The organism is Cryobacterium sp. Y11 (assembly GCF_002929535.1).
Lineage (GTDB): Bacteria > Actinomycetota > Actinomycetes > Actinomycetales > Microbacteriaceae > Cryobacterium.
In genome coordinates, this window is record NZ_PJJO01000061.1 from 157,987 (window position 1) to 181,734 (window position 23,748).

Genomic DNA, 23,748 nt, shown 5'->3' on the forward strand with positions numbered 1-23,748 from the left:
GCAAGAGTGACTGATAGGGTTTCGCTGTTCGTCACGATAACAAGGGGAGACCGCACTTGGCACTTTCGCAACGCGATTTCGAAATGATTGCCCGAGAGGTTGCGGAGAGCATTTCCGAAATAATCGGGTGCTCAGTCACGGGTTTTCGGGCCGCTCTCACCGTCCGTTCGCGGTCGGGGAAACTAACGTATGAAGCATACGCAAATTACGATCCAGAGTCTGAGGAACTTGCCGTCCAGAACCCATACCGGGGCGGCGGAGCGACAATCACTTTCAGACGGGAGTTTGCCGAGCGGGCCGGGACACTTTAGCCGAATACGTGCGCGCGGACCCTGGATCGCCCGGTGATCCACGCCGGCCGTTCTTTTGACAAAACAGGATTGGCGCTCAGTTCGAGAGAGCGATCATCTCGAATACCTTGAATGCGCTGTAGAGCTGTTCTAACGCGTCCGCGGCATTCGGTGTGGTCTTAAGCTTGACGCCGATGTAGTCGTTGGCGTACCCGCGTGTGAACCATGGTTTCTCTTCAAAGCCGCGTCCCTCCCAGCGGGAGCCGAGACTTCGGGCGCGGCTGATCGTAAACTCGCCATCAAACTCAGCGGCTCCCAGGGGCATCATCACCTTGTGCAGCAGGGTAGTGATCTCATCGTCGGCCTGACCCTCTCGATATCGGAATCCAATTCCGGGAGTGTAGTGAAGGACGCCGTTCCTGCCAGTGACTTCAAGCTGCGCACGCACGTTTCCACACGGGGAGTTGAGGAGTACAGCTGGACGACTGTTGTCGGTTGGCTCTATATGAGGATTCCAGGCAGGGTCCGGAACATCGACCTGAGCTAGCGCACTACGAAAGGCGTAGCGCTGGGACCGTTTCGAGCAGGGGTTCGTTACGATTGCCGTGATGTCAGCTTGTAGCCGGCGGACGTGAGGACTTGTGAACGCGGAAAGGAAAACGCCCCACTCGAGAATCGTAATGTCAGCAAACACATCTGGGTCGATGGCTTCGACGTCGGGTGACTCTGCATCTGCCACAAGAAGTACAACGAGTGCTTCGGGGTACTTTTCGTGGAGTTTGCGTAGCTGGTCGTCGTTGGCGTGATCGTCTATTTTGACCTCGATGTGCACAGACTCGCCGGCATCTGTCCCGAGGGGCAGATCACTGCGCGCCCTTTCGGGCCGGACACCCCGTTCGTTGAGGTGTGTTTGAACATGGCGCTGTGGCGACGAGACAACGCAGGTCACACCGTCCAACCCGGCCTGATCCATCACAGCGATGCCGGGTCGCAATATACGTCCGTTCGATTCGCGGAGACCGTAATGGGCCTCTACAAGAACGAGGCCGTGGCGAAGAATTCACCTTTCATCACCGGACCGCTGAAAACCCTCGCCAACGTTGAGAAGCTCACCTTCGACTGGCTCGACTGGCTCGACTGGTACAACAGTCGGCGGCTGCACAGCGCCTTGGGGAACAAGCCGCCGGCTGATATGAGCTCAACTCTTACGCTGGAACAAATGGCCCGATAAATATCGAAGCCGCCAACAAAACGGCGGCATGAAACCCGGGACGGTTCACGTCGGTCGCCATGTGATCAGCATCGCATCGAGAGACGCCCGCACAGAACCGCAGTCATTCACTTTCTGTGAATGACTGGACGGCGACGTTGCGGAGTTCCGTCACGGCTAATATCCTGGTTCCCTCGCCAGCGTCGGCGCACACTGGTATTGGCACGGTTCGATCGGCGCGCTCGTCCTCGCTGCAAGGAGCCGTTGCGGTGGCCAGTTTGGACGCCAGCTCACCGCGGGAGATTGCCGATACCCGGCGGATCGCGTGGCTCTCAAAGCATCAAATACTCAGATGATCGGAAGCACAATCACAGCACAGGAAGACTGGCATATCATCCGGCACGAGCGTGCGTTGGTGTGATCTCGCTTATATTCATTTCGCCTCCTTAGGGGACCCAAGAACAAAACGACGCGCTTCACTGGCCGTGGCTGAACGGTGCCGTGACCGTGACCGTGCGCTGGCGAACCGACTTCTGTCGCCACGGTGCTTAGTGACGTGATGTCGTGGTGCATCTGGTCGCTTGATTTTGCACTACTCTCGGGTGCGTGGGGAACACTAAAGTATTGTTCGGCTGGCCAGGACTTGTGGCGGTCCTGGGCTTGGTTGCTGCTGCTGCTACTGTCGTGCTGGCCTTCGCCTTGCCGGGCGCCTGGGTTGCGGTACTTGGCGCTGCTACTGCTGCCTTCGCTATCGCGTTGACATACATCATCGCGCGGAGACAGGGACAGGAGTCAGCGACTCTCGCCGGTGTTGTTGAGAAGGTCAACGGAACCGTCGACGGCACAAAAGAGACTGTGCAGGATGTCAAGGACCTTCTCGAACGGTCTGCGACGCTCATTCGGCAAATTGCCGAGCGTGATTCTGCTCAGGATTACAACCCTGAGCTCGCGGATGACGAGCCTTCCGAAGGTATGGTCAAACCGAGCTATGAGTCTGACGCCATCGCGAAGCTCAGAACTAACGGAGCAGACCTCGATTTCGATCATCTGGATTGGAAGGCAAAGTTGCCTGATCCCCTTCTGCCGGGCAATCATGGCTGGTTTGTCGAATCTCCCGGGAGGACAGCCCGGTGGTTCGTGCGTCGAGCACGGGGCATGACGGTTCGAAAGGCAATGCCCCGGGACTTGTTGGACAAGCTCGAAGAGGAGCAAGCGGTGAACCCGCGCACCATTGCTCTCGATTTCCAGCTGAAGCAGCATGGGCTCGCGGCGTGGTACGCGAGAACCTACTCAGGTGAGCTCTATAAGATTTCGCGCTCCTACAGGGTTCTGGGCCAGCCCATACGAACCGAAAAGATCGAGGAAGAAGCACAATTTGTTCGCGAGTCACAGCCTTAGTACTCGAAGCCAGCCCGCACCAGCCGGCTCCCGCGTCCGTCAAGCACATGGCCGTAACGCTCGAGGGTGGCGCTCGGGTACATAGTCCATGAGGGCGAGCACCACCTCAAATGTTTAGCTGTGACGGCGACGTGGTGGAGTTCCGCTTTCAAGCAACATCAGGGCAGAAGTAGCCTTCTATACAATTTCAGGTCCGTGGACAGCCAGCCATCCGATGATCATCTTCCGAATAGAGTTTGCCGAAAGGATCAGGGCGCTCTAGTGGAGCCCGTTCACGCCCTGTCCTACCCGAGCGGGGTGTAAGTCTCGGGAGCGCAGCGCCGGATGGCGACGCCGTGGAGTTCCCTCACTCATAAACATCACATTGGAGCGCTATGTGTGACTGGGTGATCAACTGGGGCGATGTCCCGACATGGATCGGGGCAATCGGCGCTCTTGGTGCCGTTTTCTGGGCCATCTACCTTTATGCCAACAGTCTGCGGGACAATCGGCGCGCTCAGGCCCGCTTGTTGGCCCCTGTAGGCGGCGCGGTACCCGTACAGGCTCTGCCGGGTACGCCGGTCGAGCCCGAATCGGTTGGGGACAACGGTATGTTCGCTTTTACCCGGGACGGCAAGCTCGTAGTAGCGAAAGACATATTGAGAGCACGAGTGCGCCTCGTGTCAACTAGCGATGAGACCTTCTCGGGCCTCAGAGTGTGGCTGGTGCTTGGCGACGGTCGTGAGGTGCACTTCCCACTCGGCTTCGACGAAGTGGCCCCCCATGAGGAGAAGGTGCGCAATGTGTACTACTCGCCGGGCCAAATTGGGGGCGGGATGGATGTACAGCTACAGTTCCAGGACGCCAACGGGCGTTGGTGGGAACGAGTCAACGGTCATCCAGTTCGCGAACTCCGAAATGGTCCGAAACCGATTCCGTCTCGCGAATGAAGCAGTTTCCGCTGAATCGGGAAGGCGTGGAGTCCCGTCACAGTTCACTATGACCAAATCTGCCGGGGCGGGTGTGCTCGTCGAAGGTCGGTGACACGTCAATCGGGCTAAGCAGTCATGTATGGCTTGATTCGAGGCGCTGAACCAGCCAGTCGAGAATCCTCTTGCTCATGTGGTTTAGTGTTCGTATTCCTCCGATGTGACGTGCGAGAGATGGGCTCACTGCATAGTAGAAGCGGATCCCGGCTCGTCCGAGGGCTGTTCGGGCCATGTACGTATCACGGAAGTGGCGTAGGACGAGGACCTCGGGAGCATCGTAGGAACCGTAAACAGCGGTAGCTATGTAGCAGCCTCCGTTGCTACCTGATTTCTGCCCTTGAGGTGCTGGACTGATTGGAATCTCGTGTTCCCTCGCAAACGATTTGGCCTCTGACCAAACTGGGTTTCCTTCCACTGCGTGTCGAACCGACGGACTTGCATCTGAGGACAGCATCAAGAGCGGCAGAGGGGCGATGCTTCTATCCGCAGCGAGGCGAATCCGATCGCGTTCTCCTGTAAACGCAAGCACGCTCATTGGCCCTTGTCCTGTCGATGACCAGTACTGAAGGTCTCCACGTCCAGGCTTGAAGCCGAACTGAGGGATCGACGCATCGTTCTGCAGAGCTCGCTGGTGAATGCGTTGCCAGTCAAGGCCCATGCCTTGATATGTCTGGATCAGGCCATCAACAAGCATCAGACGACTAGCTTCGAGGTGCCGATAGTTCGCCGGCATGAACTGCGACGATGCGTTTGGCCCGAGATTCCCCACCATTACCACCATGTACTTTCAGCAGCAGCAGAATCCAGCCGCCGCAGTTGGGCGAGGACGACTCGCTACCCGTTCAATTGATGGCCATCGTGGCCTTGTCGACGCCGATCTAAAACAGGGCCAATAGTGCCGTTTGAAAAGAGGACCACTATGTGTGCTTCTACTATGCCGTATCGGGCGTCGGCTGGCGGCTCTTGAACCGGCAACCGGTGCCTTTTATGCTGATGAGGTCGGCGTGGTGCACGATCCGGTCGATCATCGCGGACGCGACGGTCGGGTCACCGATGACCTCGCCCCAGAAAAGGACAGTTTGCTCGTCATGATTAGCGATGCGTGTTCGTGTCTGCTCGCGCTGAGCTGGAAGAAACAGGTTCGCGCGGGACAATATGCTCCCGCATGAGCCGATGCGAGGTGAGTATGACCTGGAACGACCGCCAGGTGCACCGGTTTTGATCCCAGAGTCACTTGGGTGCTCCCGGGTGGGAACTCGCCGAGCATTCCGCTACATAAGTCGTAGACAAACTCGTTCTCGATGGACTCAACAGACGTCCGCTCCTTTTTATGGTCGAGCCCGCAGCCCTGCCACTATCGCAACTTATCGCAGGCTGGGGCGTCCTAATCGCTAGAATGCGGTTGTGAACTCGCGCATCATCGAAATACGTGATCAAGGATGACTCGGCCCGGATATATCGATCGCAACAAGTTGCAGAGTTGGGCAGACACACGCCCCTCTCAATCCGAGTTCCCTCGTCTGATACGGCGCCTGATCCTTGAGACAACGCCAGGTCTGGTCGAGCTTGGGATGCCCGCAGGCGATGGTGTGGCCGCCGGTGACTGGGACGGGTCTGTGCGGTCGACCAAAGCAACCGTCTGGGTTCCAGACGGCCTCTCTGTTTGGGAGTTATCCGTCAATTCCAGCCCGAACACCAAGGCCGATGATGACTACTCCAAGCGAACAGATACCCCAAATGGCACTCCCGCCGCTAATTCCACCTACGTCGAGGCGATCCTGCGGCCGTGGACGGCGAGGGCTGCATGGGCTACGGGCAAGCGGGGTGACAAGGTCTGGAAAGACGTAAAGGCTTTGGGGCTCGATGACATCGAGACGTGGCTTGAGGCAGCACCAATTACGTGGGCGTGGTTGTCCGAAGAACTGGGGCTTTCGCCATACGGCCTGCGCACTGGCCTGACATGGTGGCGCGGCTGGGCAGCTCAGACCAACCCCGCATTGACGCCGGGGGTTGTACGCGCTGGTCGAACTGACGCCGCGACGGCCCTCCAAGACCGACTTGCCAATTCCGGTTCTGTCACAACAGTCGCTGGCGCTTCGATGGAGGAGGTTTGCGCCTTCATCGCTGCGGTGGCCGTTGATCTGGACGAACGCGGCAAGGGGCAGATGCTCGCGCGACTCGCGTTCGTCGACGACATATCCACATGGAGGCAGTTGACCGCTTCGTCGCAACCGCTTGTCTTGGTCCCTCGCACTCCCGACCTCGCGAACGATATCCCCATTGGTGCGGGCCACATCTTCTATGTGCCGGTCTTGTCCAGCGAGGGTGCCGACATCACACTTCCAGCGTTGGACGCAGCCGAGGTTGCATCGGCGCTGAAGCGAGCCGGTGTCGCCGACCACGACAAGGCAGACTCGCTGGGCCGACTTGGCCGTCGCAGTTTGACCGGACTGCGACGAAACATGGCTGTGAAGGCCGTCCTGCATCGACCGACGTGGGCTGACGCCAATCCCTCGCGACATTTTCGATCGATCCTGTTGGCTGGCTCTTGGAATGATGACGTGGCAGGAGACCGCAAGGTCCTCGAGGTCCTTTCGGGAGCCGACTACGAGTCATTTAGAGAGGCAGTCACAGGGGTTGCCGACAGTGCAACTGATCCTTTAGCGATCCGCATTGACGGGGCATGGCATCTGGTGTCAGCGGTGGATGCGTGGATGCTGTTGGTGTCGAAACTCAATCACGACGACATGAAGCGATTCGAGACAATCGTCGAGATGACCCTCGCGGAGGGCGACCCTGCTCTCGACCTACCGCGGGACCAGCGGTGGAGAGCATCGATGGAGGGTAAGACGCGGCGCTTCTCGAGCGACCTCCGTCGCGGTATTGCCCAATCGCTCGCTCTGTTGGGGATGTATGGGGAAACCGTCAATTGGTCAGGCGGAACATCGGGTGCAGACTTTGCGAACTATTTAGTACGTAAACTGCTCGACTGGGCGTCGACAGATGCGAGCGGGAAGGCGTGGCAATCGCTTGCTGACATCTTGCCGCTGCTCGCTGAGGCTGGGCCAGAAGCTTTCCTCGATGCTGTAGGAACAGCGTCTGCCGGCGACGACTCTCTCCTGGCCACGATGTTCCAGGACAATACGGACGAGTCGGGGATCTTTTCGGGTGGAACTCCCCATAGCAACCTGCTCTGGGCGCTTGAGTGCGTGTCATGGTCCACCGACTATTTCGGACGCGCTGTCGACCTCTTGGCGCGCTTGGACGAGATCGATCCAGGAGGCCGAATGTCAAACCGTCCATCCGCCTCGCTGGCCGCCATTTTCCGTCCGTGGCATCCCGACGCCTCGGTCGACCCTGACCGGCGCATTACAGTCATCGACACGTTGCGCCGAAGACATCCCGACAGCGCCTGGAAGTTGGAGTGCAGCATGCTTCCGGAGAGCCACGGAACACACTTTCCGATCAGCTCACCAACGTTCCGAACTTGGAAGCCGGACAAGCTGACGGTGACATATGGCGAGATCTGGAAGGTGACCACCGCCGCGGTCGAGCGCTGTATCGAGGACGCCGGACGAGACGCGGAACGCTGGGCAATCATCATTGCTCATACCTCAGAAATGCAACCAGCAGATCGAGAACGCGTGGTGGCTGTCTTCGATTCGATGGCAGACCAGCCGGAGCTTGACAGTGACTTTAGAGACGCGGTTTGGCGAACACTTATGGACCTCATCGGCCGCCATCGCGAGTTTCCGGACGCTGCCTGGACGCTCCCGAACGATGAACTAGACAAGCTCGACACGCTGGCTACGCGCTACCTTCCGAAATCCGCATACCTTAGGCTGGTCGGGCTCTTTCAGTCATGGCATCCGTATATCGGCGCAAGCCGACAAGACGACTATGAAGCATTCGAGCGCGAACTCGCACGCCACCGCGTCGAAGCCATCAAAGAGATCGAAACCGAAGGAGGATTCGACTCCATTCGAAGGCTCGCGATCGACGCTTCGGTGCACGGTTCCGTTGGCATAGCCCTTGCGAATGTCGGCCCCTCTCACGATGTCGATCTTCTCAGTTGGCTCGCGTCCGACCATGAAAATCTAAACGGCACTGCGCTGTCGTACTTCTCAGCGCGCTATGCACTCGACGGGTTCGAGCTCATCACGGGTCTGCTAGATCGGGACGACCTCACGGTCGATCAGCGTGCTCGATTACTGCTGGTCGCCCGTGACAACCTGACGGAGGCTTGGGAAATGGCTGCCGCGGACCCCGAACTTGATGCTTATTACTGGGCGGCGTTCCAGCCGCTTGGCTTGGGGCAAGACTTCGATGGGATCGAAGAGGTTGCTGAGCGTTTGATACGAGCCTCTCGCCACGCAGACGTCTTATATTTTCTCAACCTGTATTCCCATATCGAGAAGGGTGAGCAGCGTCCGGCAATAGCGAAACTCATCGTGCGAGCGTTGGACGGACTCCTAAAAGATCAAGCTCAAAGTGCGGTAGCTAGTGGGCTGGCAACCTGGGACTTCGAGCGACTGTTCGCCTATCTCGAGGCTATGCGGAACCATCTGGAGCCCGGCGACCTTATCCGCCTGCAGTGGTCATACCTTCCAGCGCTCGGATACGACGCCAAGATTCCTGCGTTGTCACAAAGCTTGGCCGCCGACCCGGCGGAATTCGTCGGTATCGTGTGCACCGTCTATCGCGCTCGGCCGAAGAGTGAAGACGGCGACGGCGACGGCGACGAGGATCAGGATGGCGAAGACGGGCGGAATGCTTCAATGGCAAGCAATGCCTACCGCCTACTCAATGCATGGGATACGCCGCCAGGGCTCGTTGATGGCGTGATGAACGCTGAGGCCCTTAGAGCGTGGCTAGAGCGGGCAATGGATCTCCTAGCGGAGCAAGGTCGGACCGAGGTTGGCCTGCAGCACATTGGGCAGGTGCTCGGTCACACACCACCTGATGCCGATGGCACCTGGCCCGGCCTCGTCGTGCGGGACCTGCTTGAAGAAGTGCACCTTGACCACATCGAATCTGGACTCTACCTACACATTGTCAATGGCCGTGGTGTAACCAGTCGCGGGATGGAGGACGGCGGAGATCAGGAGCGCGCACTTGCTGCCGGCTATCGCGCTAACGCCGAGGCGCTGGCTGACGTAGCACCTCGAGTGGCAGGTCTGTTTAGGCGGATCGCTGTCTCGTACGAAGGCGATGCACGGCACAACGAGGGGGTCGCCGAACGCTTTCGACTCGGATTCAACTAACCCGATAAGGTGGCTTCAAACGCCCGTCTACACAAAGAATCTGATTGGCCGACTCAGATTCGGTCCGTCGAGCAGAACATGGTTGGTTCAGAGGCCAGTCCTAGAGCATCAGCTGTATGAGACACGTTCATGTTCGCCATCAAAGTAGATGGCAAGGAGCAAACCTTTGACGATGGCGTCCCTGCGCCAGCCGACATGCCGTTCTCGTTCCCGTGGACCACGGGCTCAATGGGCAAGGTCCGGCTGAGGCTCCTGCAGTATCACTGGGCGAAGCGGGCCGCAATGAATCCCGCGGTGTGGACACTCGAGACCACGGTTCGTTTCGACGGCGAATTCGTGGGCTGCCAAAGCATCGCGACGACGGACTATCTCGTGACCCGGACCGGATTGACAGCGTTCGATCGGCAGTACAGCTGATATGTAGTCGTTTTTGTCAAGTGGGCAGGGTGAAGCGGCGCTCGGGCGGATCGTTCCCGGGCGCCGCTTCTGCTGCTGGCTAAGCCCGAACTAGGCCTGTAGGACTATAGACCTACCTCGCCGCCGGACTTTAGGAATCGTGCGTCTGGGCGATGTAGACACTATCGGTCCGGAGCCAGCGCCGTCATGATCCATGTGAGCGATTCCACGACGAGGAGATCTGCCCTCGGTGCCGGCGGTCGCTGGAGGCTCACGGTGTCGCTGCCGTTCCGGACCGGGCCGACCCCTATGGTGAACCGACGCGCCGTGGGCGGGCCAAGTTTCGCGAATGGCTGAGGCGTCTGGTTCTGGTCTGAAAGGCAGGTCTCGACCAACTCGGGTGGAGACCTGCCTTTAGTTGGCGGGCTGTTAGGCCCAGTCGCTCTCTCGGCCCGACTTCACGTCCATCCATAGCCCGGAGCCTACGAAACGATTTATAACCTCGGGCGCCTTTTTCGTCTTCCACCACACGCGGCCGGTCGTCGAATCCCGTTTGGCTCCAGTGATTGTTCGGACGTACTCCGGATGCACGGCCCCCTTTGTTGTGCCGACGAGGAGCGCGCGCTCATTAATGGCTCGGGTGATGGTGGAGTCGGAGACCTCCCAGACTCCCGTCCACGCGCGGCGTCGCATCAGAGGGGTAAGGCCATAAATGTTCGCGTAGTCGGCCCCTGCGTGGGTGCGCAGGACAATGCCGTGCTGATCCTTAATCTCGTCTTCGCGGAGACCGAGGAGGCTAACGCGGAAAATCGGCTGTGCGGTGGGCCACTGGGAGGAAGCGACATAGCGAGTACTCGTGGCGTACTCTTCTACCTCCGCAAGGTCGATGCGGATACTGCGGCCTGATCCAACATTGGCGAAAAGGCCTGCACGGACCAGAGCTAGGGTCTTCTTGTCCGTGATGTTGGTGACGCCAAAGGCGGTGTTGAGGAAGTCAGCTGCCTGAGTGGTTGAGATCTTAAGCATTTCTGCCCTTCGTGACGTGGTCCTACCGACTCGGCTGAAGGTGCGGTACCACTAGGAAACCTAGCACGGCGTGCTTGAATTCAAGCAAGGTGTGCCAGATTATCTCCCACACTTGCCCCGGCCGGCAACCGACTGTGCCGTCCTGTCGAGCGTTGCAAACGCTGTACATGTGCGAGTCGGCCTCAATCGTGAACTAGCGAGGACACTTGCCTGCTCGTCATGGGTGAGGACGGCGACGTCGTCGAATTTAGGTTTAACGTCTAATCAGGCCGGCCAAGGCCGCTTCTTGCAGGTCGAGGAGGTCCGCCAGAGCCTTTTCTGATGGTCGAGGAGGCCCGCGAGGGCCGTCTCGAGCGCGGTGTCCGTCGGTGTGCCGCCTCGCCGCATCAACGAGGTCGTGCACGGCCAGCGTCGAATCACCGTGAACACGGCTCTCCGCCTGGCCAGGTACTTCGGCACCTCGGCGCAATTCTGGTTGACGTTGCAGGACCGGCATGACCGCGATGTTGCCGAGGATCGCATGGCTGAGCAGATTGCGGCAATCACTCCGCGCCGCCCGCGGGACAAAGACCCTTCTTTCGAGGCACGGCGAACCTGGTGGGCGGAGAGCGGACTAGCATTCGGTTATGCTCACGGTCGACTCGCTCAGGAACCTCCTCGCAACGGGCCGTTCGGGTGACCTTGCGGCCCGACTCGCTTCCGTTGAGCCGTACGAGCGCCGCGCGGCGTGCAAGCCCCTGGTTGGTCAGGCCAAGGCCATCCTGTGCGCGAGTTCAGCATCGACGGTGACTTCGTGGCTTCGCGATCTGCGAGCAGACTATCCCGGGGGGTACGCGCAATTCGTTGACGCCTGGACAGGGCCATTGGAACTAGGGCACTGGGATGCGGCGACCACCGTCCTGCTGGCCTCCAAAGTGCCCGCTCAGGCCGCAAAAGTCTGGCCGATACCAGAGGACCGTTCGTTTGCGCAGTGGGTGTACCCGGCCTTGTTCCCCAACGACCTCATCGCGTTCGTCGATCAATGGTCTTCGGATTTCGCAGCGAATCCCAAGAACTGGGACCGTAACCGGGGTCGGGCCGTGATGTATGAGTGGATTGAAGAAGGTCTCGTCGAGGCACCACATCATGATGGAGCTGTCTTGATGCTGATCAGCGGTTGGGCTGACAGGCCGGGGAAGCCGCTTTTGTACTGGCTGCTTGCGAGACCGAAAGTCACCAGGGTGCTCTTCGCTCGTCTCTTCACGACGCGTGGCATCAAAGGTGCTTCTTTGAGGCAGAGCGACCGGAGTGATGTCAACGATCCACTTCGAACAGTGGTCGTGGCCGGGCTCGTGGAGGCTGGAGTGTGGAGTCGGAGCTTCGTCGTTCAAGGCGTCGAGTCAGCCTTGAGAAGTGATCTGCCCGCCTACCAGCGCCGCTGGTTCGTTCAGCTCGGTGCAGACCTGGGTCTGCCGGCGGCGGGGACGACCGCACTCGCTCGCTCACCCGGTTCAGGGGTTGTTCTGTAACGTAACGTGGTGGAGTTCCGCTTCAACAACTAAGGATCAACGATGACATCTCCTGCCACCATCTCCGCTCTCCGCAGTGTCGGGGGGCTCACCATCGTCGCTGGCACGCTAGTCATTGCTGCGGGTGCAGGTGCCTGGTACACCGTGACGAAGCAGTTGTGCGACGAGAAGATCACGGTGCCCGGCAATGCACCGATTCTCGCGGGCAAGCCGGTTCAAGGCCCGGTGACTGCCTACGTCGAGGCGCTCGTAATCAAGAGCAACGCCGAGCGCGGCGCGGGCGGACGTACCTTCGCCGATATCAGTGATGCGCTGCGCGGTGTCGACGGAAGCAGCGACGAGGCGCGCGAACTGCGCAACCAGAGCTCGGCGCTGTCGACCGCGGCATCGCTGCGCACCTCCCTGATGACCTCGGTACTTGCGTACGGAGTCAGCGCCTTCGCTGCCGGGCTTGGCGTCTTCTTCGTGGTAGTGGGGTCGCGACTGCGTCGAGCCGACGGGGAGTAGCGCCCGAGGACTGTGACGCGGCGGCAGACTTCGAAGGAGGCCTTGGCTTCCAAGGCCATGGACGTTACGAGCACCTAGTTCACCGGGCTACCGCTACCGCCGTTCGGCCGGAGGAATACCGAGACCGTGCCGGCAACAGGTCTTCACCGGCGCAAGACGTTGTTCGGTAACGGAACGGGGTGGAGTTCCGCTTTACCGTGTAGAGGGCATGCCTGTCGCGGCGAGAAAGATACGGTCGGGGTACCGATTCTGATTGTGGTGCCGCATCCCCTCCAAACGACGTGGTGTGTGTCAGAGTGAAGTCGGGCCCGCGTGGTGGGGCCGGGATCGAGTCGATTCTGACGCAGAGCGGTGTTCTCGTCGGGGTAGCGGCGTTCATCGGCCGTGACCGCGCCAAGGTGGCGGGACTGCCACCTCTGGGTTCGTGACCAAAACGCTGGGGATGTGCGTCTGCAGGCGGTGGTCACCGATCGATGCGCACTACCGAGTAGGGAGTGTCGGGCGTCGGGGGAGTGCCGAAGCGGGCGTTCGGGAGGTAGAGCCCGTTGCCAAACCTCGCGATCGTCGTGGGCACCTGAAAGTCGGGGTCCGTGTACCGGTCGATGAGTTTGCCGCTGGTCCCGGCTGCATTGAGGCGGATCACGGCGACGGTGTTCAACTGATTCTGCACGACGTACAGGGTGCGCCCGACGACGAGCAGCCCGTCACCGTTGGGGAGCAGGAGCCCACCCAGATCAACGACCGCGGCGACGCCGGTCTCGGGGTCGACGCGGAACAGAATGCCCGTGGACGACTGGATGACCAGAAGCGCTTGATGGTTGGGGGTCTCCGCGATACCGTTCGCGTTGAAGCCCGGCTGCTGCATCCAGCTGCCCGACAGGCGGACGACTTCGATCGCATCCGCTCCAGGGAGCGCGCCGCCCGGTCCGAGGGGGAGCTTATAGAGCTGCGCTCGCTGGCTGTCGGTGAACCATGCGGCGTCGCGAGTCAGAACGACGTCGTTCACGAACGTTGGCGCATTGGTGAGGGCGTAGCTCCGCAGGAGGTCGCCCGTGGCGGCATCCACGACCCTCGCCTCGCCGGTGGGCCCGCCCGCGATGAAAAGCCGACCGCGGTTGTCGATCTTCAGGCCGACCGACGGAGTGCCCGGGCCCTCGAGCGTTGTGATCTTCTCGCCGGTGCGCACATCGAAGACGTAGACGTCGCCGTCGGCGAGTGAGCCGACGTAGGCAGTGCCGCGCGGACCGATCGCGATCCCTTCGGGCTGGAATCCGTTGGGAAGCGCGATAACCTGCTCGAAATGACCTTGCTGTGGCTGCGCTGCGGCGTGGACTGCTGGTATCCCTGAAACAAGGAAGAGAGCACTCAATGCGGCGGCAGACAATGTGCGTGCGACGATGCGACTGATCATGGCGATAACAGTAGTCCGGCTCGGGGGCTGCCAATAGGCCTGATCGGCCTCGGACGGAAAATCACCGGCCGGTCGTGGTTGTGGCGTGATGAGCGAGTGCCGTCGCCGGATCCACGGATTGAAAGGGTGGTGCTCAGAAAGCTGAGGCCGTGGGGTGCGGCAGAAGCGCTCGTCGACTTGACTACAGATTCAACGTTTAGACTGGTCACTTTCGCGTGAATCATCACAGCAGCGTCAATCGAAGGAGACCATTGTGCCTGTTATTGCCATCATCGGAGCCGGACCGGGACTCGGCGCAGCAGTTGCGCGAAAGTTCGGACGCGAGGGCTTCTCAATTGCCCTGATCGCCAGGAATCAGTCGAAGCTAGACGCTATGGCTGCCGAGCTCACCGCTGCCGGCTTCACCGCGAGCGCTTACGTTGCGGATGTCCGCACGCCGGAGTCGCTCGAAGCTGCCCTTGCACATGCCGCGGTAGAGCTCGGGCCCATCACCGCGCTGCAATACAGTCCGCTGCCGTCGCGCGATTACCTGAAGCCGGTGCTTGAGATGACGCCCGAGCTGGCGCTCGAGGCATTGCAGTTCTCGGCCCTCGGGCTCATCCACGCGGTGCGAGCAGTGCTTCCGGCGATGCGTCTGGCAGGTAGCGGCAGCATCATCATGATCAATGGTGGAACCTCGGTCAAGGCCCGCGCTGGCTACGCCGGCACCTCGGTCGCGTTCCCCGCCGAGAGCGCCTACGGCGAAATGCTCCACGATGCACTCGAGGATGAGGGCATCCGTGTCAACCAACTGGTGATTCCCGGCGGCATTCCACAGCTTCAGCTTGCCAACGGCATCGACGGCGTCGCGGATCGCATCTGGGACCTCCACGCCGTGGCCGGTCCGTTCCGCACCATGCTCATTCCGCTTGAGGACGGTCGGGAGTAGGGCACTAGCCGCTGCTACTCTCTAGTGGACTGTACGGCGAGAGCAAAGTCACTTCTCTGATGGTGATCGGTGACGAAACGTGATGGAACAACCCGAGCGACCGCTCGACCACCTGAATTCAGGTGATCGCGCGGTCGTTTGCTGTGAGCGCTGGCTCGGGCGGCTCGCGCGCGTGGTCTGCCAACTGCGTGAGCCACAAACGCCAGCGCTAAGACCTACCTGACCGGTGCAGCGATCCCACGTTGGAAATCAAGGACAGCGGTCACCGCAACATGAGGGGGAGCGTGGCGAAGCCACTTCCGGGGTAGTGGGCGCGCGTCGGCGCGACATCCGCTTGCGTCAGCTCGGTGCTGCGTGCGAGTAGCTCCTCGATCAAAACCCGAAGCTCGAGGCGGGACAGGGGAGCGCCGGGGCATGCGTGGATTCCCCGGCCATATAAGAGATTGTCCGCCGGGTCACGGTCGAGCCGAAACTCGTCCGGGTCACCAAATACGTGCTCGTCCCGGTTGGCTGATGCCCAGAGCACGGTGACCCGCTCGCCGGCGCCGATGAGCTGACCACCGACCTCGACCGGCTGGGTCGTCACGCGACGGTTGGCGATAAGCGGCGCGTGCAGGCGCAGGATCTCATCGTTCGCTGCGCCGATCAACGTGGGGTCATCCCGGAGCAGCTGCTGGATCGAGGAGTGCGTTGCCAGGTAGTGCGCCAGAATCCCCACGCTCGCCGAGATCGTACTTAACTCGCCCACGGTCCAGTTGCGCAGCAGGCTGACGAGCTCGTCGTCGGTCATCGGGCGGTCCCACACCCGCTCACCGAGCAGGCGGGTGGTCAGGTCGTCCGGTGCGGCGTCGCCAGCGTGGCGACGGGCACTGAGAAGATCGCGGATAAAGCCGTCGAACTCGACTGCGATCGCCGCCATCGCCGGCCGGTCTTGCGCGAGCGTCGCCGCGCGATTCTTGGCCGTCCAACGCCGTAGTGGCTCCTCGAGCTCGGCTGGCCAGCCGAGGAACGCATTCTGCACACGTAGCGCAAAGATTTCGGCGAGGGCGGGCATGAGATCAATCGGAACGCGGCGTGTCAGGCCGTCGACGAGGTGGGCGGCGATCTGCCGGCAGGACGGTTCGAGGGCGTCCATGAGATCGGGGGTGAAGTATCGGTCGTGGATGCGCCGAAACTCGGTGTGCTCGGGCTGGTCCATCCCGTTTGGCACCGTCAGACGGTGCGGGAGCGCGTTGCTGAACTTCTCTGGGTCGTCGAGCACCCGCACCACGTCGTCGTGCCGCAAGATCGACCAGCCCAGAAAATCGCTGTGCGCGACCGGGCAGCGCCCGCGCAGTTCGTCATAGGCGGCGATCTGGTCGCGGAGCACTGCCGGAGATCGCGGGTCCCAGCCATGCGGTTGGATCTTGTTCATCGTTCCCCTTGATGGTCTAGTGCGCGGTGCGCGGGCACGCGCAGGTTGCGCTCGCCGTCGGCTCGATCCATTCGGGCGCTGACGATAGCATCCGCCGTGCGTTCGGCGTCGGCGATGCAGCTGGCAAGGCCCACTCCCCGATAGGCCGCGCCGGTCAGGAACAGTCCGGGCAGCACGCAAAGTTGCGTGGCTATGGCGTCGAGATGGGTCTGGTGTCCCACCACGTATTGCGGCATGCCCTGCGGCCAGCGTTGCACCAACTGCTCGAGCGGCTTGCCGACCAGTCCCATCGCCTCGTCAAGTTCGTCGCGCACGCGTCGAACGAGTGTCGTGTCCCTCATGGCGACCCAGCGGTTATCGCCGGATCGGCCGACCATGCAGCGCAGCAGCACCACGTTGCCGTCGGCGAGGTGCGGCCACTTCAAACTGGACCAGGTGCAGCCAACAATCAGCCGGCCCTCTTCGGGCGGCACCAGAAAACCGGTGCCGACGAGGTCCACCGGAAACGCGGACCGGGGGTAGGCCAGGCAGACCGTGGCTACACTGGCATACTCGATTTCGTCCAGCAGTGCGCCGAGCTGTGGAGCAGCCGCGGCGATGAGCCTGGCCGACACGAACGCTGGCGTTGCCAGCACGACCATGTCGGCGTCGATGGCGCTGCCGTCGTCGAGGTCGACCCGGTAGCACGTCGTCAGGGGACCAGCCGTGGGTGTTACCGACGTGACAGCACTGCCGCGCCGCACCGCGGCATCCGTCAGCTGTGCAGCGAGGGCGTCGATCAGAGCGCCGAGCCCGGTGTTCAGGGTCACGAGTACGGGGCCGCCGCCGGTTGCACGCGCAGACCGGCGACGCATGCCGAGATACAAGCTTCGGTGAGTGCGGGCAAGGGCAGCGATGTCCGGGGCGGTGCTGTGGGCGCTGAGAGTGTCGGCGCGGCCGGCATGCACGCCGCCGAGCAGCGGCTCGACTAAGCGGTTGAAGACCTCGGCGCCCATTCTGGTGCGCACCAGTTCACCGATCGAAGGATCGGCTGCGGTAGATCGGCTGCGCGGCAGCACCAGGTCAAGGGCTGCGCGAAGGAGCCCCAGTGGTGAGAGCAGCCGGGACCGAATGAGCGGCAGGAGTGCGCCAGGAACGCCAAATATGGTGCCTTCCGGCAAAGAGCGCAGGCGGTCGCGGCTCCAGATGCGCGCCCCGCCGCCGTTCGGCTCCACGACCCGGTCGCTCAGTTCGAGGTCCTTGATCAGCGCCGCGGCGACGGGCGCCCGCACCATGAGGGCGTCGGGGCCGGTATCGAGCGGATGCCCCGCAACGTTCCGCGTGACAATCTTGCCGCCCAGCCGATCGGCGCTCTCGACGAGAGTGATCTGCACGTTGTCGCCGAGCCGGCGCTGCAGATAATAGGCGGTGGTCAGGCCACTGATTCCGGCGCCAACGATGGTGATGTGGGTCTGTTCTGGCACTGAGTTCCTCCGTGACATCGGGTGGTTCGAGCCTACGTCGTCTGAAACCCAAATCGTGAATTAAAGGTAATTTATTCCGTTTAATAAGCACTAACCTCAGAAAACGGCTGTACCTCGTTCGAGGAATAGTCAGGCGAAAGGAAAGGGGCCCATTCGTGGTCCGCATACGAACCAAAGTAAGACAGGCACGATCGGAGTTGATGGTCTCCAAAGGGTGGATCCAGGGCGTCGCCCTGGTCATGGTCTTCGGTTTTGCCGTCATGGGATTCCTCGCGCTGAGGACCTACACTGACTCCATGCCCCAGCCCAACCAGGTGGTTGACTCCCAGGGTGAGGTCGTCTTCACGAGCGTCGAAATAACCGACGGCCAGCAGATTTTTGCCGGTCGTGGGCTGCAGCAGTACGGCTCGATCATGGGCCACGGCGGTTACCTAGGGCCGGACTACACGGCCGACTACCTTCGTCGATCGGCCGAGTTCGTGCTCGAAGCCCTCACTGCCTCGGGCGTGCAGGACCCGCACGGTGAACTCGTCGAAATGATGCGCACCAACCGCTACGACGCCGCCTCTGGCGACCTGGTCTTCACCGACCTGCAAATCGCGGCCTTTGATGAGATCACCCAGCATTACGCGGACTATTTTGGTTCGCCGACCACGCAGTACGGGCTCATCCCCTACGCCATCACCGACCCGGCGGAGGTGCATGAACTCACGGCATTCTTCGCTTGGACCGCGTGGGCATCCGCCGCCGAGCGGCCCGGACACAACTACTCATACTCCAACAACTGGCCCGCCGAGCCGCTCGTCGACAACGCGCCTACCGCGGACATCATTGTCTGGAGCGCTCTCTCGCTCATCTCCCTGATGGTCGCCCTCGGAGCGCTGTTCGGCCTCTACAGCCGATGGAGCAAAAAAATGGGATGGCAACACGGGGAAGAAACCCCGGCGCTGTCATTCCGACAGCCGGGCGAGGTGAAGGTGACCCCGGCGCAGTCGGCCACTGCCTGGTTCTTCTTCGTTGTTGCGTTAATGTTTCTCGCCCAGGCGTTCCTCGGGGCCGCCATCGAGCACTATCGGGCCGACCTGACCAGCTTCTTCGGTATCGACCTCGCGCAGCTCCTGCCGTTCAACCTCGCGCGCACCTGGCACGTGCAGCTCTCCTTGCTGTGGACGGCTGCATCGTTCCTCGCTGCAGGTATTTTTCTGGCGCCGTACATCTCCGGCCGGGAACCCAAACGTCAGCACTGGCTGACTTATGGACTGCTCGGCGCGCTCGCCGTTGTCATCGCCGGCTCATTCGTCGGCGAAGCAATGAGTGTGTTCGGTGTCGAAGCGGCCAAGGATTCGATCTTCTGGGGCATGCAATGGGAGTACATCGACCTGCCAAAGGTTTGGCAGGGCATGCTCGTAGTTGGTCTGACGCTGTGGATTATCATCATCTATCGCGGTATTCGTGCTCGGCTCAAGTCGGAGCACCGCTTCAACCTGCCGTGGCTGTTCTTCTACTCGGGCCTCGCGATTCCCGCGTTCTACGCGGTGGGCATGCTGGCTGGTACGGAGGTTCACCTCAGCGTGGCGGAGTTCTGGCGTTTCTGGGTGGTACACCTGTGGGTTGAGGACTTTCTAGAATTGTTCACGACCGTAATGGTCGCGTATATCTTCGTGATGCTCGGCGTCGTACGGCACAAAATTGCGATGCAGATCATTCTGCTCGACGTCATCCTCTACTCGGCTGGCGGAATCCTCGGTACCATGCACCACCTGTACTTCTCGGGAACTCCCGTGGAGCACATGGCGCTCGGAGCATTCTTCTCCGCCCTCGAAGTGATTCCGCTGACATTCCTGACGATCGAGGCGTGGAGTTTTCTGCAACTTGGTTCCCGCCAGGAATCCCGCAGCTCGGCCCCGTTCCCGCACCGTTGGGCGGTCATGTTTCTCGTGGCGGTCGGGTTTTGGAACTTCCTCGGCGCGGGCGTCTTTGGGTTCCTGATTAATCTGCCGATCATTTCTTACTACGAGATCGGTACTGCCCTCACCGCCAATCACGCCCATGCGGCCATGATGGGTGTCTACGGCATGCTCGGTGTCGGTCTGGCTTTGTTCGCCCTGCGCTACCTGATTCCGGCTAACCGGTGGCCCGATCGACTCGCGAAACTGTCGTTCTGGTGCTTGAATATCGGCCTCGCCTGGATGACCTTCGCGACTCTGCTTCCGCTCGGCGTCATTCAGTTGTGGCACTCCATCAACGACGGATACTTTGAGGCACGCAGCCTGAACTTCATCACCGAACCGGGAAACGCCGTGCTTGAGTGGCTGCGGCTGCCCGGCGACGTGCTCTTCATCGTCGGCGGGGTCATGCCGTTCGTCTGGATCGCCTGGCTCGGTGTGCGTTACCGTATCAAGGGCAGTACCCAGGACGTGCCGATCGAAGCACTGTTCGTGGAAGCGCAACCGGCGGCATCCGTGACTCCGTACCGTGCCGAACCGACGCCCGGGAACGGGTCCACGAGCGGATACGCCTCGGACGCCCGACTGGCCGGCGACCCCGGCACGGATTCCGACGACGGGAAGCGCCCGCTGGGCGAATCCTGATGGACGCCATTAATTCGGAGGTCTGGTTCGCGCTCGCTTATGGCGGTTTTCTGCTGATCGTGGCACACCTCCTGGACCTGCTCGCACGGCGGACCGCCACCAAGACGACCGCCGCGCGGTCGGGGGGCTTCAGCTATCACGAAGACCACGACGCGTGGAAATGTTCGGAGGACCAGTGGCTGTGGCCGATTTCCTTTGACCCGGACAACCGGGTGACTCGATATCAGGCGAGCCCGACTGTGTGCAACCCGTGCCCGGTGAAAGGCACCTGCACGACGTCGGACTCCGGGCGTCAGCTGGCTCGTAACATTGATCCCTGGCCGAGCTCGGAGGCCGAGCGATTCCACCGCGGAATTGCCTGCGCGGTCGTGGTGCTGGGTCTGGTCTGGCCGTTGGCCACCATGCTGGAACATCGCACCGGGGTCGAACTCGTGATCCTGGGGTCGGCATCCGTTTTCATCGCCCTGGGCAGCTGGCCGCTGTGGTCGCACCTGCGCCGCAGCCCGGCCGGGTTTCCCGCGCATCTGCGTCAGGAGAATCTCGACGAGAGCGTTGCCGCTCGCGAGGTCTCCCGCGTCGCGGAGATAGCCCGCGGCTACGGCAACATCAGAAAAACCGGTCCGCGACACGTTCCTGGCCCCGCCCCAACGAAAGGAAATACCGTGCGTTCGTCATTCTCGGCCCTCTGGGCCGAACGGGAAGCGGAAGAGGACCCCGGCCGCTCAGATGCGCGCACCGAGTGGACCCGAGGAGAGAACCGATGATGGCGTGGCTGATTGCCGTTCTGGTCGTCGTTGGGCTGTTTCTGATCTGGCTCACAGCCTCGTTCAAGGTTCTGCAAGAGTACGAACGAGGCGTCATGTTTCGATTTGGCCGGCTCCGACCGATTCGCCTGCCCGGGGTGCAGATCGTCTTTCCCGGGATCGATCGCATGGTGCGGGTCGATCTGCGCATCGTGACGCTGACTATTCCGCCGCAGGATGTCATCACCAAAGACAACGTGCCGGCGCGCGTGAATGCGGTCGTACTGTTTCAGGTCACCGACCCGATTCGGTCGGTCATGGGCGTGGAAAACCATTCCGTGGCTACCTCACAGATGGCCCAGACCACGCTACGGTCGGTGGTTGGGCGAGCCGATCTCGACACCCTGCTGGCGCACCGGGCCGACCTCAACGAGGATCTAGCCCGCAATATCAACGCCCAAACCGAACCGTGGGGCGTCGAGGTCAAGGTCGTCGAGATCAAGGACGTGGAGATTCCTCAAGCGATGCAGCGAGCCATGGCCCGCGAGGCGGAAGCCGAACGCGAGCGTCGTGCGAAGATCATCAATGCCCACGGTGAGCTGCAGGCCTCAGAGGAACTCGGCCAGGCTGCCGAGATCCTTAGCCGCAACCCGGCGTCGCTACAACTGCGCTACCTGCAGACCCTGCTCGAACTCGGTGCCGACCACAACTCGACAGTGGTCTTCCCACTGCCGATGGACATTATCGGTCCGTTCCTAAACAAGGTTCCGCAATGGCTGGATAAACAGGGGGCCGCCGGGACCATGCCGGCCCCCGGTAATGTCCCGGCACCGACAGTACCGGTCTCCTCACCGGTGAGTGTTCCGGTTCCGGTAGGGGGCCACTCGTGAGCGAGGTTCTGCGGAAGAAGAACGCTACGGGCTCGCCCGCGCACCGCACCCGGTGCATCCGTCTGATGCTGGTTGGAGGGTTCATCGCTCTGTTTGCGCCGATCTTCGGCTTTCTGGGCGGCACGATCGTGCGGGCCGACGTCACCGTCGGAGGTCTGGAGCCGATCTTGTTCTGGATGCTGATCGGCATGTTCGTGGGCATGGCCGGCGCCGGCGTCGCCATTGTGGGCGCCATGCAGTGGGTCAAAGGCAGGCACAACCTGACCTAACGGAACGCACAACATATGTAATGCCCGGCCTAAAAAACGGTCGGGCATTACGTCTGCGCGGTTGTCTGTCAGGCAGCGCTGGCTACTCGCGCAGTGGTTCGTAGGCACAGCTCGGGTCTGCGGCGAGCGGATCACCGGTGACGGCGAAGGCGTGCGAGCGCGACCCGCCGCAGACCACGCGAAACTCGCAGCGGCCGCAGCGGCCCCCAAAATTGTCCGGGGAGCGCAGGTCTTGCAACAGATCGGCGTCGCGGTAGATTTCCGGGAACGGCTGGTCTCGCACGCAGCCGACGGCGACCGGTAGAAACCCGCTGGGATAGACCATGCCGACATGGTCCACGAAGGCGAACCCTCGACCCGAATTGACGTCGATCGGGGCCCGGGCCGCGCGTCGTTTCGGTTCGTCACCGGTGAGCAGTTCGGCGGTGTCCCGGCGCAGCACGGTCCGCAGCGGGCCGACCGGGAATGCCGCGTCGAGGTCAGCCACTCCGGCACGCTGAATGGCGATGCGACGGTAGTGCGGCGCTTCGGTCGCCTTGATGGCGACGAGCTCAGAAACGTCGTGCATCCAGTGCAGCACCTCTTCTTCCTGCTCGGCCGTGAGAGCCTGCAGCAGCTTGCCGCGGCCCGTCGGCACCAGAAAGAACACGCTCCAGAGCGTTGTACCGAGTTCGAGCACGGTCTTCAGAATCGCCGGAAGCTCGTGCACGTTGTTGGCGGTAACCGTCGTGTTGATTTGCAGGCGGTAGCCGATCTCGCGCACCAGACGGGCCGCGATCATGGTCTCGTCAAAGACGCCATCCACGCCGCGGAAGGCATCGTGCGTGGCAGCGGATGCCCCATCCAGCGACAACGAGACGGCCTTCGCCCCGGCGTCGTGCAGTTCGACGAGTACCTCACGGGTCAGCTTCGGAGTTACAGAGGGGGACAGGGCCATGCTCAGGCCGAGCGCGGTGCCGTGGGCGACGAGTTCGGGCAGATCGGGGCGTTCGAAGGGGTCGCCGCCGGTCAGCACAACGAGTGGGCGCGGCGTGCCGAACGAGGCCAGGTCGTCGAGCAGGGTCTTGCCCTGCGCGGTGCTGAGCTCAAAGGGATTGCGGGTGCGGATGGCATCGGCGCGACAGTGCGTGCAGACCAGTTGGCAGGCCCGCGTCACCTCCCAAATGACGATAAATGGCCGTTCGGCGGCGTCGTGATGCAGCAGGCGCACCGGGCGCTTGCGCGGGGTGTCAGTCATGTATGGATCCTCGCCCAGGCGTGTGCGCTCCGGAGATTGCCGGGCGATCACGCCTGTGGTTTCGAGCGACTTCGGGGTTTCCGCGGAGCCTGTGCTCGGGGCCGTTACCGACTCACCTAATATTTAGCATGATCATCCTTTTAAACTGGGGCGAGAGTCCCGGTTTTATTCGGACCGTCGTCTGGGCCCGACCGACCAGAGCGCAGATAAGACGACCTCACGGGCGACCACGACG

General features: G+C 61.6%; 20 protein-coding genes and 1 pseudogene. 13 read left to right on the forward strand and 8 right to left on the reverse strand.

Going from position 1 to position 23,748, the window contains the following annotated elements; all coding sequences use genetic code 11:
• Nucleotides 1-387 precede the first annotated feature (387 nt).
• Nucleotides 388-1,122, reverse strand: coding sequence for a hypothetical protein (locus CXY75_RS19560; RefSeq protein ID WP_146069524.1), 735 nt, complete (start codon nt 1,120-1,122; stop codon nt 388-390).
• Here CXY75_RS19560 and CXY75_RS21135 point away from each other — a divergent pair.
• The 3 genes from CXY75_RS21135 to CXY75_RS17420 all read left to right on the forward strand — a co-directional run bounded on the left by CXY75_RS21135 (nt 1,093) and on the right by CXY75_RS17420 (nt 3,827).
• Nucleotides 1,093-1,521 carry an integrase core domain-containing protein gene (locus CXY75_RS21135; protein WP_104084060.1) on the forward strand — a complete coding sequence of 143 codons (429 nt, stop codon included), beginning with the start codon at nt 1,093-1,095 and terminating at the stop codon, nt 1,519-1,521. The genes CXY75_RS19560 and CXY75_RS21135 overlap by 30 nt on opposite strands.
• A 585-nt stretch (nt 1,522-2,106) precedes the next feature.
• A complete protein-coding gene (locus CXY75_RS17415; protein WP_146069525.1) occupies nt 2,107-2,898 on the forward strand; it encodes a hypothetical protein in 792 nt (263 codons plus the stop codon).
• A 374-nt stretch (nt 2,899-3,272) separates the two neighbouring features.
• Nucleotides 3,273-3,827 (forward strand): hypothetical protein, encoded by a 555-nt coding sequence (locus tag CXY75_RS17420; RefSeq protein ID WP_104084062.1) that lies wholly within the window; start codon nt 3,273-3,275, stop codon nt 3,825-3,827.
• Between the two features lie 115 nt (nt 3,828-3,942).
• Here the strand turns inward: CXY75_RS17420 and CXY75_RS21140 are convergent, their stop codons facing one another.
• Complete coding sequence (locus CXY75_RS21140; RefSeq protein ID WP_369826748.1) at nt 3,943-4,647, reverse strand: CFI-box-CTERM domain-containing protein; 705 nt, start codon at nt 4,645-4,647, stop codon at nt 3,943-3,945.
• A 151-nt stretch (nt 4,648-4,798) separates the two neighbouring features.
• A complete protein-coding gene (locus tag CXY75_RS17425) occupies nt 4,799-5,020 on the reverse strand; it encodes an ATP-binding protein (protein ID WP_369826749.1) in 222 nt (73 codons plus the stop codon).
• Between the two features lie 1,194 nt (nt 5,021-6,214).
• Between CXY75_RS17425 and CXY75_RS17430 the strand changes: the two genes are divergently transcribed.
• Nucleotides 6,215-9,130 carry a hypothetical protein gene (locus CXY75_RS17430; protein WP_146069526.1) on the forward strand — a complete coding sequence of 972 codons (2,916 nt, stop codon included), beginning with the start codon at nt 6,215-6,217 and terminating at the stop codon, nt 9,128-9,130.
• Nucleotides 9,131-9,259: 129 nt separating this feature from the next.
• Nucleotides 9,260-9,547 (forward strand): hypothetical protein, encoded by a 288-nt coding sequence (locus CXY75_RS17435; protein WP_104084064.1) that lies wholly within the window; start codon nt 9,260-9,262, stop codon nt 9,545-9,547.
• A 408-nt stretch (nt 9,548-9,955) separates the two neighbouring features.
• Here CXY75_RS17435 and CXY75_RS17440 read toward each other — a convergent pair whose 3' ends face one another.
• Complete coding sequence (locus tag CXY75_RS17440) at nt 9,956-10,552, reverse strand: helix-turn-helix domain-containing protein (RefSeq protein WP_104084065.1); 597 nt, start codon at nt 10,550-10,552, stop codon at nt 9,956-9,958.
• Between the two features lie 358 nt (nt 10,553-10,910).
• Between CXY75_RS17440 and CXY75_RS20625 the strand changes: the two are divergent.
• The 3 genes and pseudogenes from CXY75_RS20625 to CXY75_RS17455 all read left to right on the forward strand — a co-directional run.
• Nucleotides 10,911-11,102 (forward strand): annotated as a pseudogene (locus CXY75_RS20625) (HigA family addiction module antitoxin); the annotation flags it as partial.
• A gap of 364 nt (nt 11,103-11,466) precedes the next feature.
• The gene (locus CXY75_RS17450) at nt 11,467-12,060 is read left to right on the forward strand and encodes a hypothetical protein (protein ID WP_146069527.1); all 594 of its coding nucleotides are present in this window, start codon (nt 11,467-11,469) and stop codon (nt 12,058-12,060) included.
• A 42-nt stretch (nt 12,061-12,102) separates the two neighbouring features.
• Nucleotides 12,103-12,567 carry an aromatic ring-opening dioxygenase LigA gene (locus tag CXY75_RS17455; RefSeq protein WP_104084068.1) on the forward strand — a complete coding sequence of 155 codons (465 nt, stop codon included), beginning with the start codon at nt 12,103-12,105 and terminating at the stop codon, nt 12,565-12,567.
• A gap of 463 nt (nt 12,568-13,030) precedes the next feature.
• Here CXY75_RS17455 and CXY75_RS17460 read toward each other — a convergent pair whose 3' ends face one another.
• Nucleotides 13,031-13,978 (reverse strand): SMP-30/gluconolactonase/LRE family protein, encoded by a 948-nt coding sequence (locus tag CXY75_RS17460; RefSeq protein WP_104084069.1) that lies wholly within the window; start codon nt 13,976-13,978, stop codon nt 13,031-13,033.
• A 253-nt stretch (nt 13,979-14,231) separates the two neighbouring features.
• Here CXY75_RS17460 and CXY75_RS17465 point away from each other — a divergent pair, with 253 nt between their 5' ends.
• Nucleotides 14,232-14,906, forward strand: a complete 675-nt coding sequence (locus tag CXY75_RS17465; protein WP_104084070.1) for an SDR family oxidoreductase — start codon at nt 14,232-14,234, stop codon at nt 14,904-14,906.
• A gap of 262 nt (nt 14,907-15,168) precedes the next feature.
• Here the strand turns inward: CXY75_RS17465 and CXY75_RS17470 are convergent, their stop codons facing one another.
• Complete coding sequence (locus CXY75_RS17470; protein WP_104084071.1) at nt 15,169-16,320, reverse strand: cytochrome P450; 1,152 nt, start codon at nt 16,318-16,320, stop codon at nt 15,169-15,171.
• Entirely contained in the window at nt 16,317-17,783 is a 1,467-nt protein-coding gene (hemG, locus tag CXY75_RS17475) for a protoporphyrinogen oxidase (RefSeq protein ID WP_158251246.1), read from the reverse strand. Before hemG ends, CXY75_RS17470 begins: the two co-directional genes overlap by 4 nt.
• Nucleotides 17,784-17,983: 200 nt before the next feature.
• On the opposite strand from hemG, the gene CXY75_RS17480 reads away from it, so the two are divergent.
• Genes CXY75_RS17480 through CXY75_RS17495 form a run of 4 tightly spaced genes read left to right on the forward strand, consistent with a single transcriptional unit; the run spans nt 17,984 to nt 22,276 of the window.
• Entirely contained in the window at nt 17,984-20,374 is a 2,391-nt protein-coding gene (locus tag CXY75_RS17480; protein ID WP_104084073.1) for a nitric-oxide reductase large subunit, read from the forward strand.
• Nucleotides 20,374-21,138 (forward strand): hypothetical protein, encoded by a 765-nt coding sequence (locus tag CXY75_RS17485; protein WP_104084074.1) that lies wholly within the window; start codon nt 20,374-20,376, stop codon nt 21,136-21,138. Before CXY75_RS17480 ends, CXY75_RS17485 begins: the two co-directional genes overlap by 1 nt.
• On the forward strand, nt 21,135-22,007 hold the full coding sequence (locus CXY75_RS17490; RefSeq protein WP_104084075.1) for a slipin family protein: 873 nt from the start codon (nt 21,135-21,137) through the stop codon (nt 22,005-22,007). Before CXY75_RS17485 ends, CXY75_RS17490 begins: the two co-directional genes overlap by 4 nt.
• Nucleotides 22,004-22,276 carry a hypothetical protein gene (locus CXY75_RS17495; protein WP_104084076.1) on the forward strand — a complete coding sequence of 91 codons (273 nt, stop codon included), beginning with the start codon at nt 22,004-22,006 and terminating at the stop codon, nt 22,274-22,276. Before CXY75_RS17490 ends, CXY75_RS17495 begins: the two co-directional genes overlap by 4 nt.
• 82 nt (nt 22,277-22,358) lie before the next feature.
• Here CXY75_RS17495 and CXY75_RS17500 read toward each other — a convergent pair whose 3' ends face one another.
• Nucleotides 22,359-23,513: a TIGR04053 family radical SAM/SPASM domain-containing protein gene (locus CXY75_RS17500; protein WP_104084077.1), complete on the reverse strand. Its 1,155-nt coding sequence runs from the start codon at nt 23,511-23,513 to the stop codon at nt 22,359-22,361.
• Between the last annotated feature and the right edge of the window lie 235 nt (nt 23,514-23,748).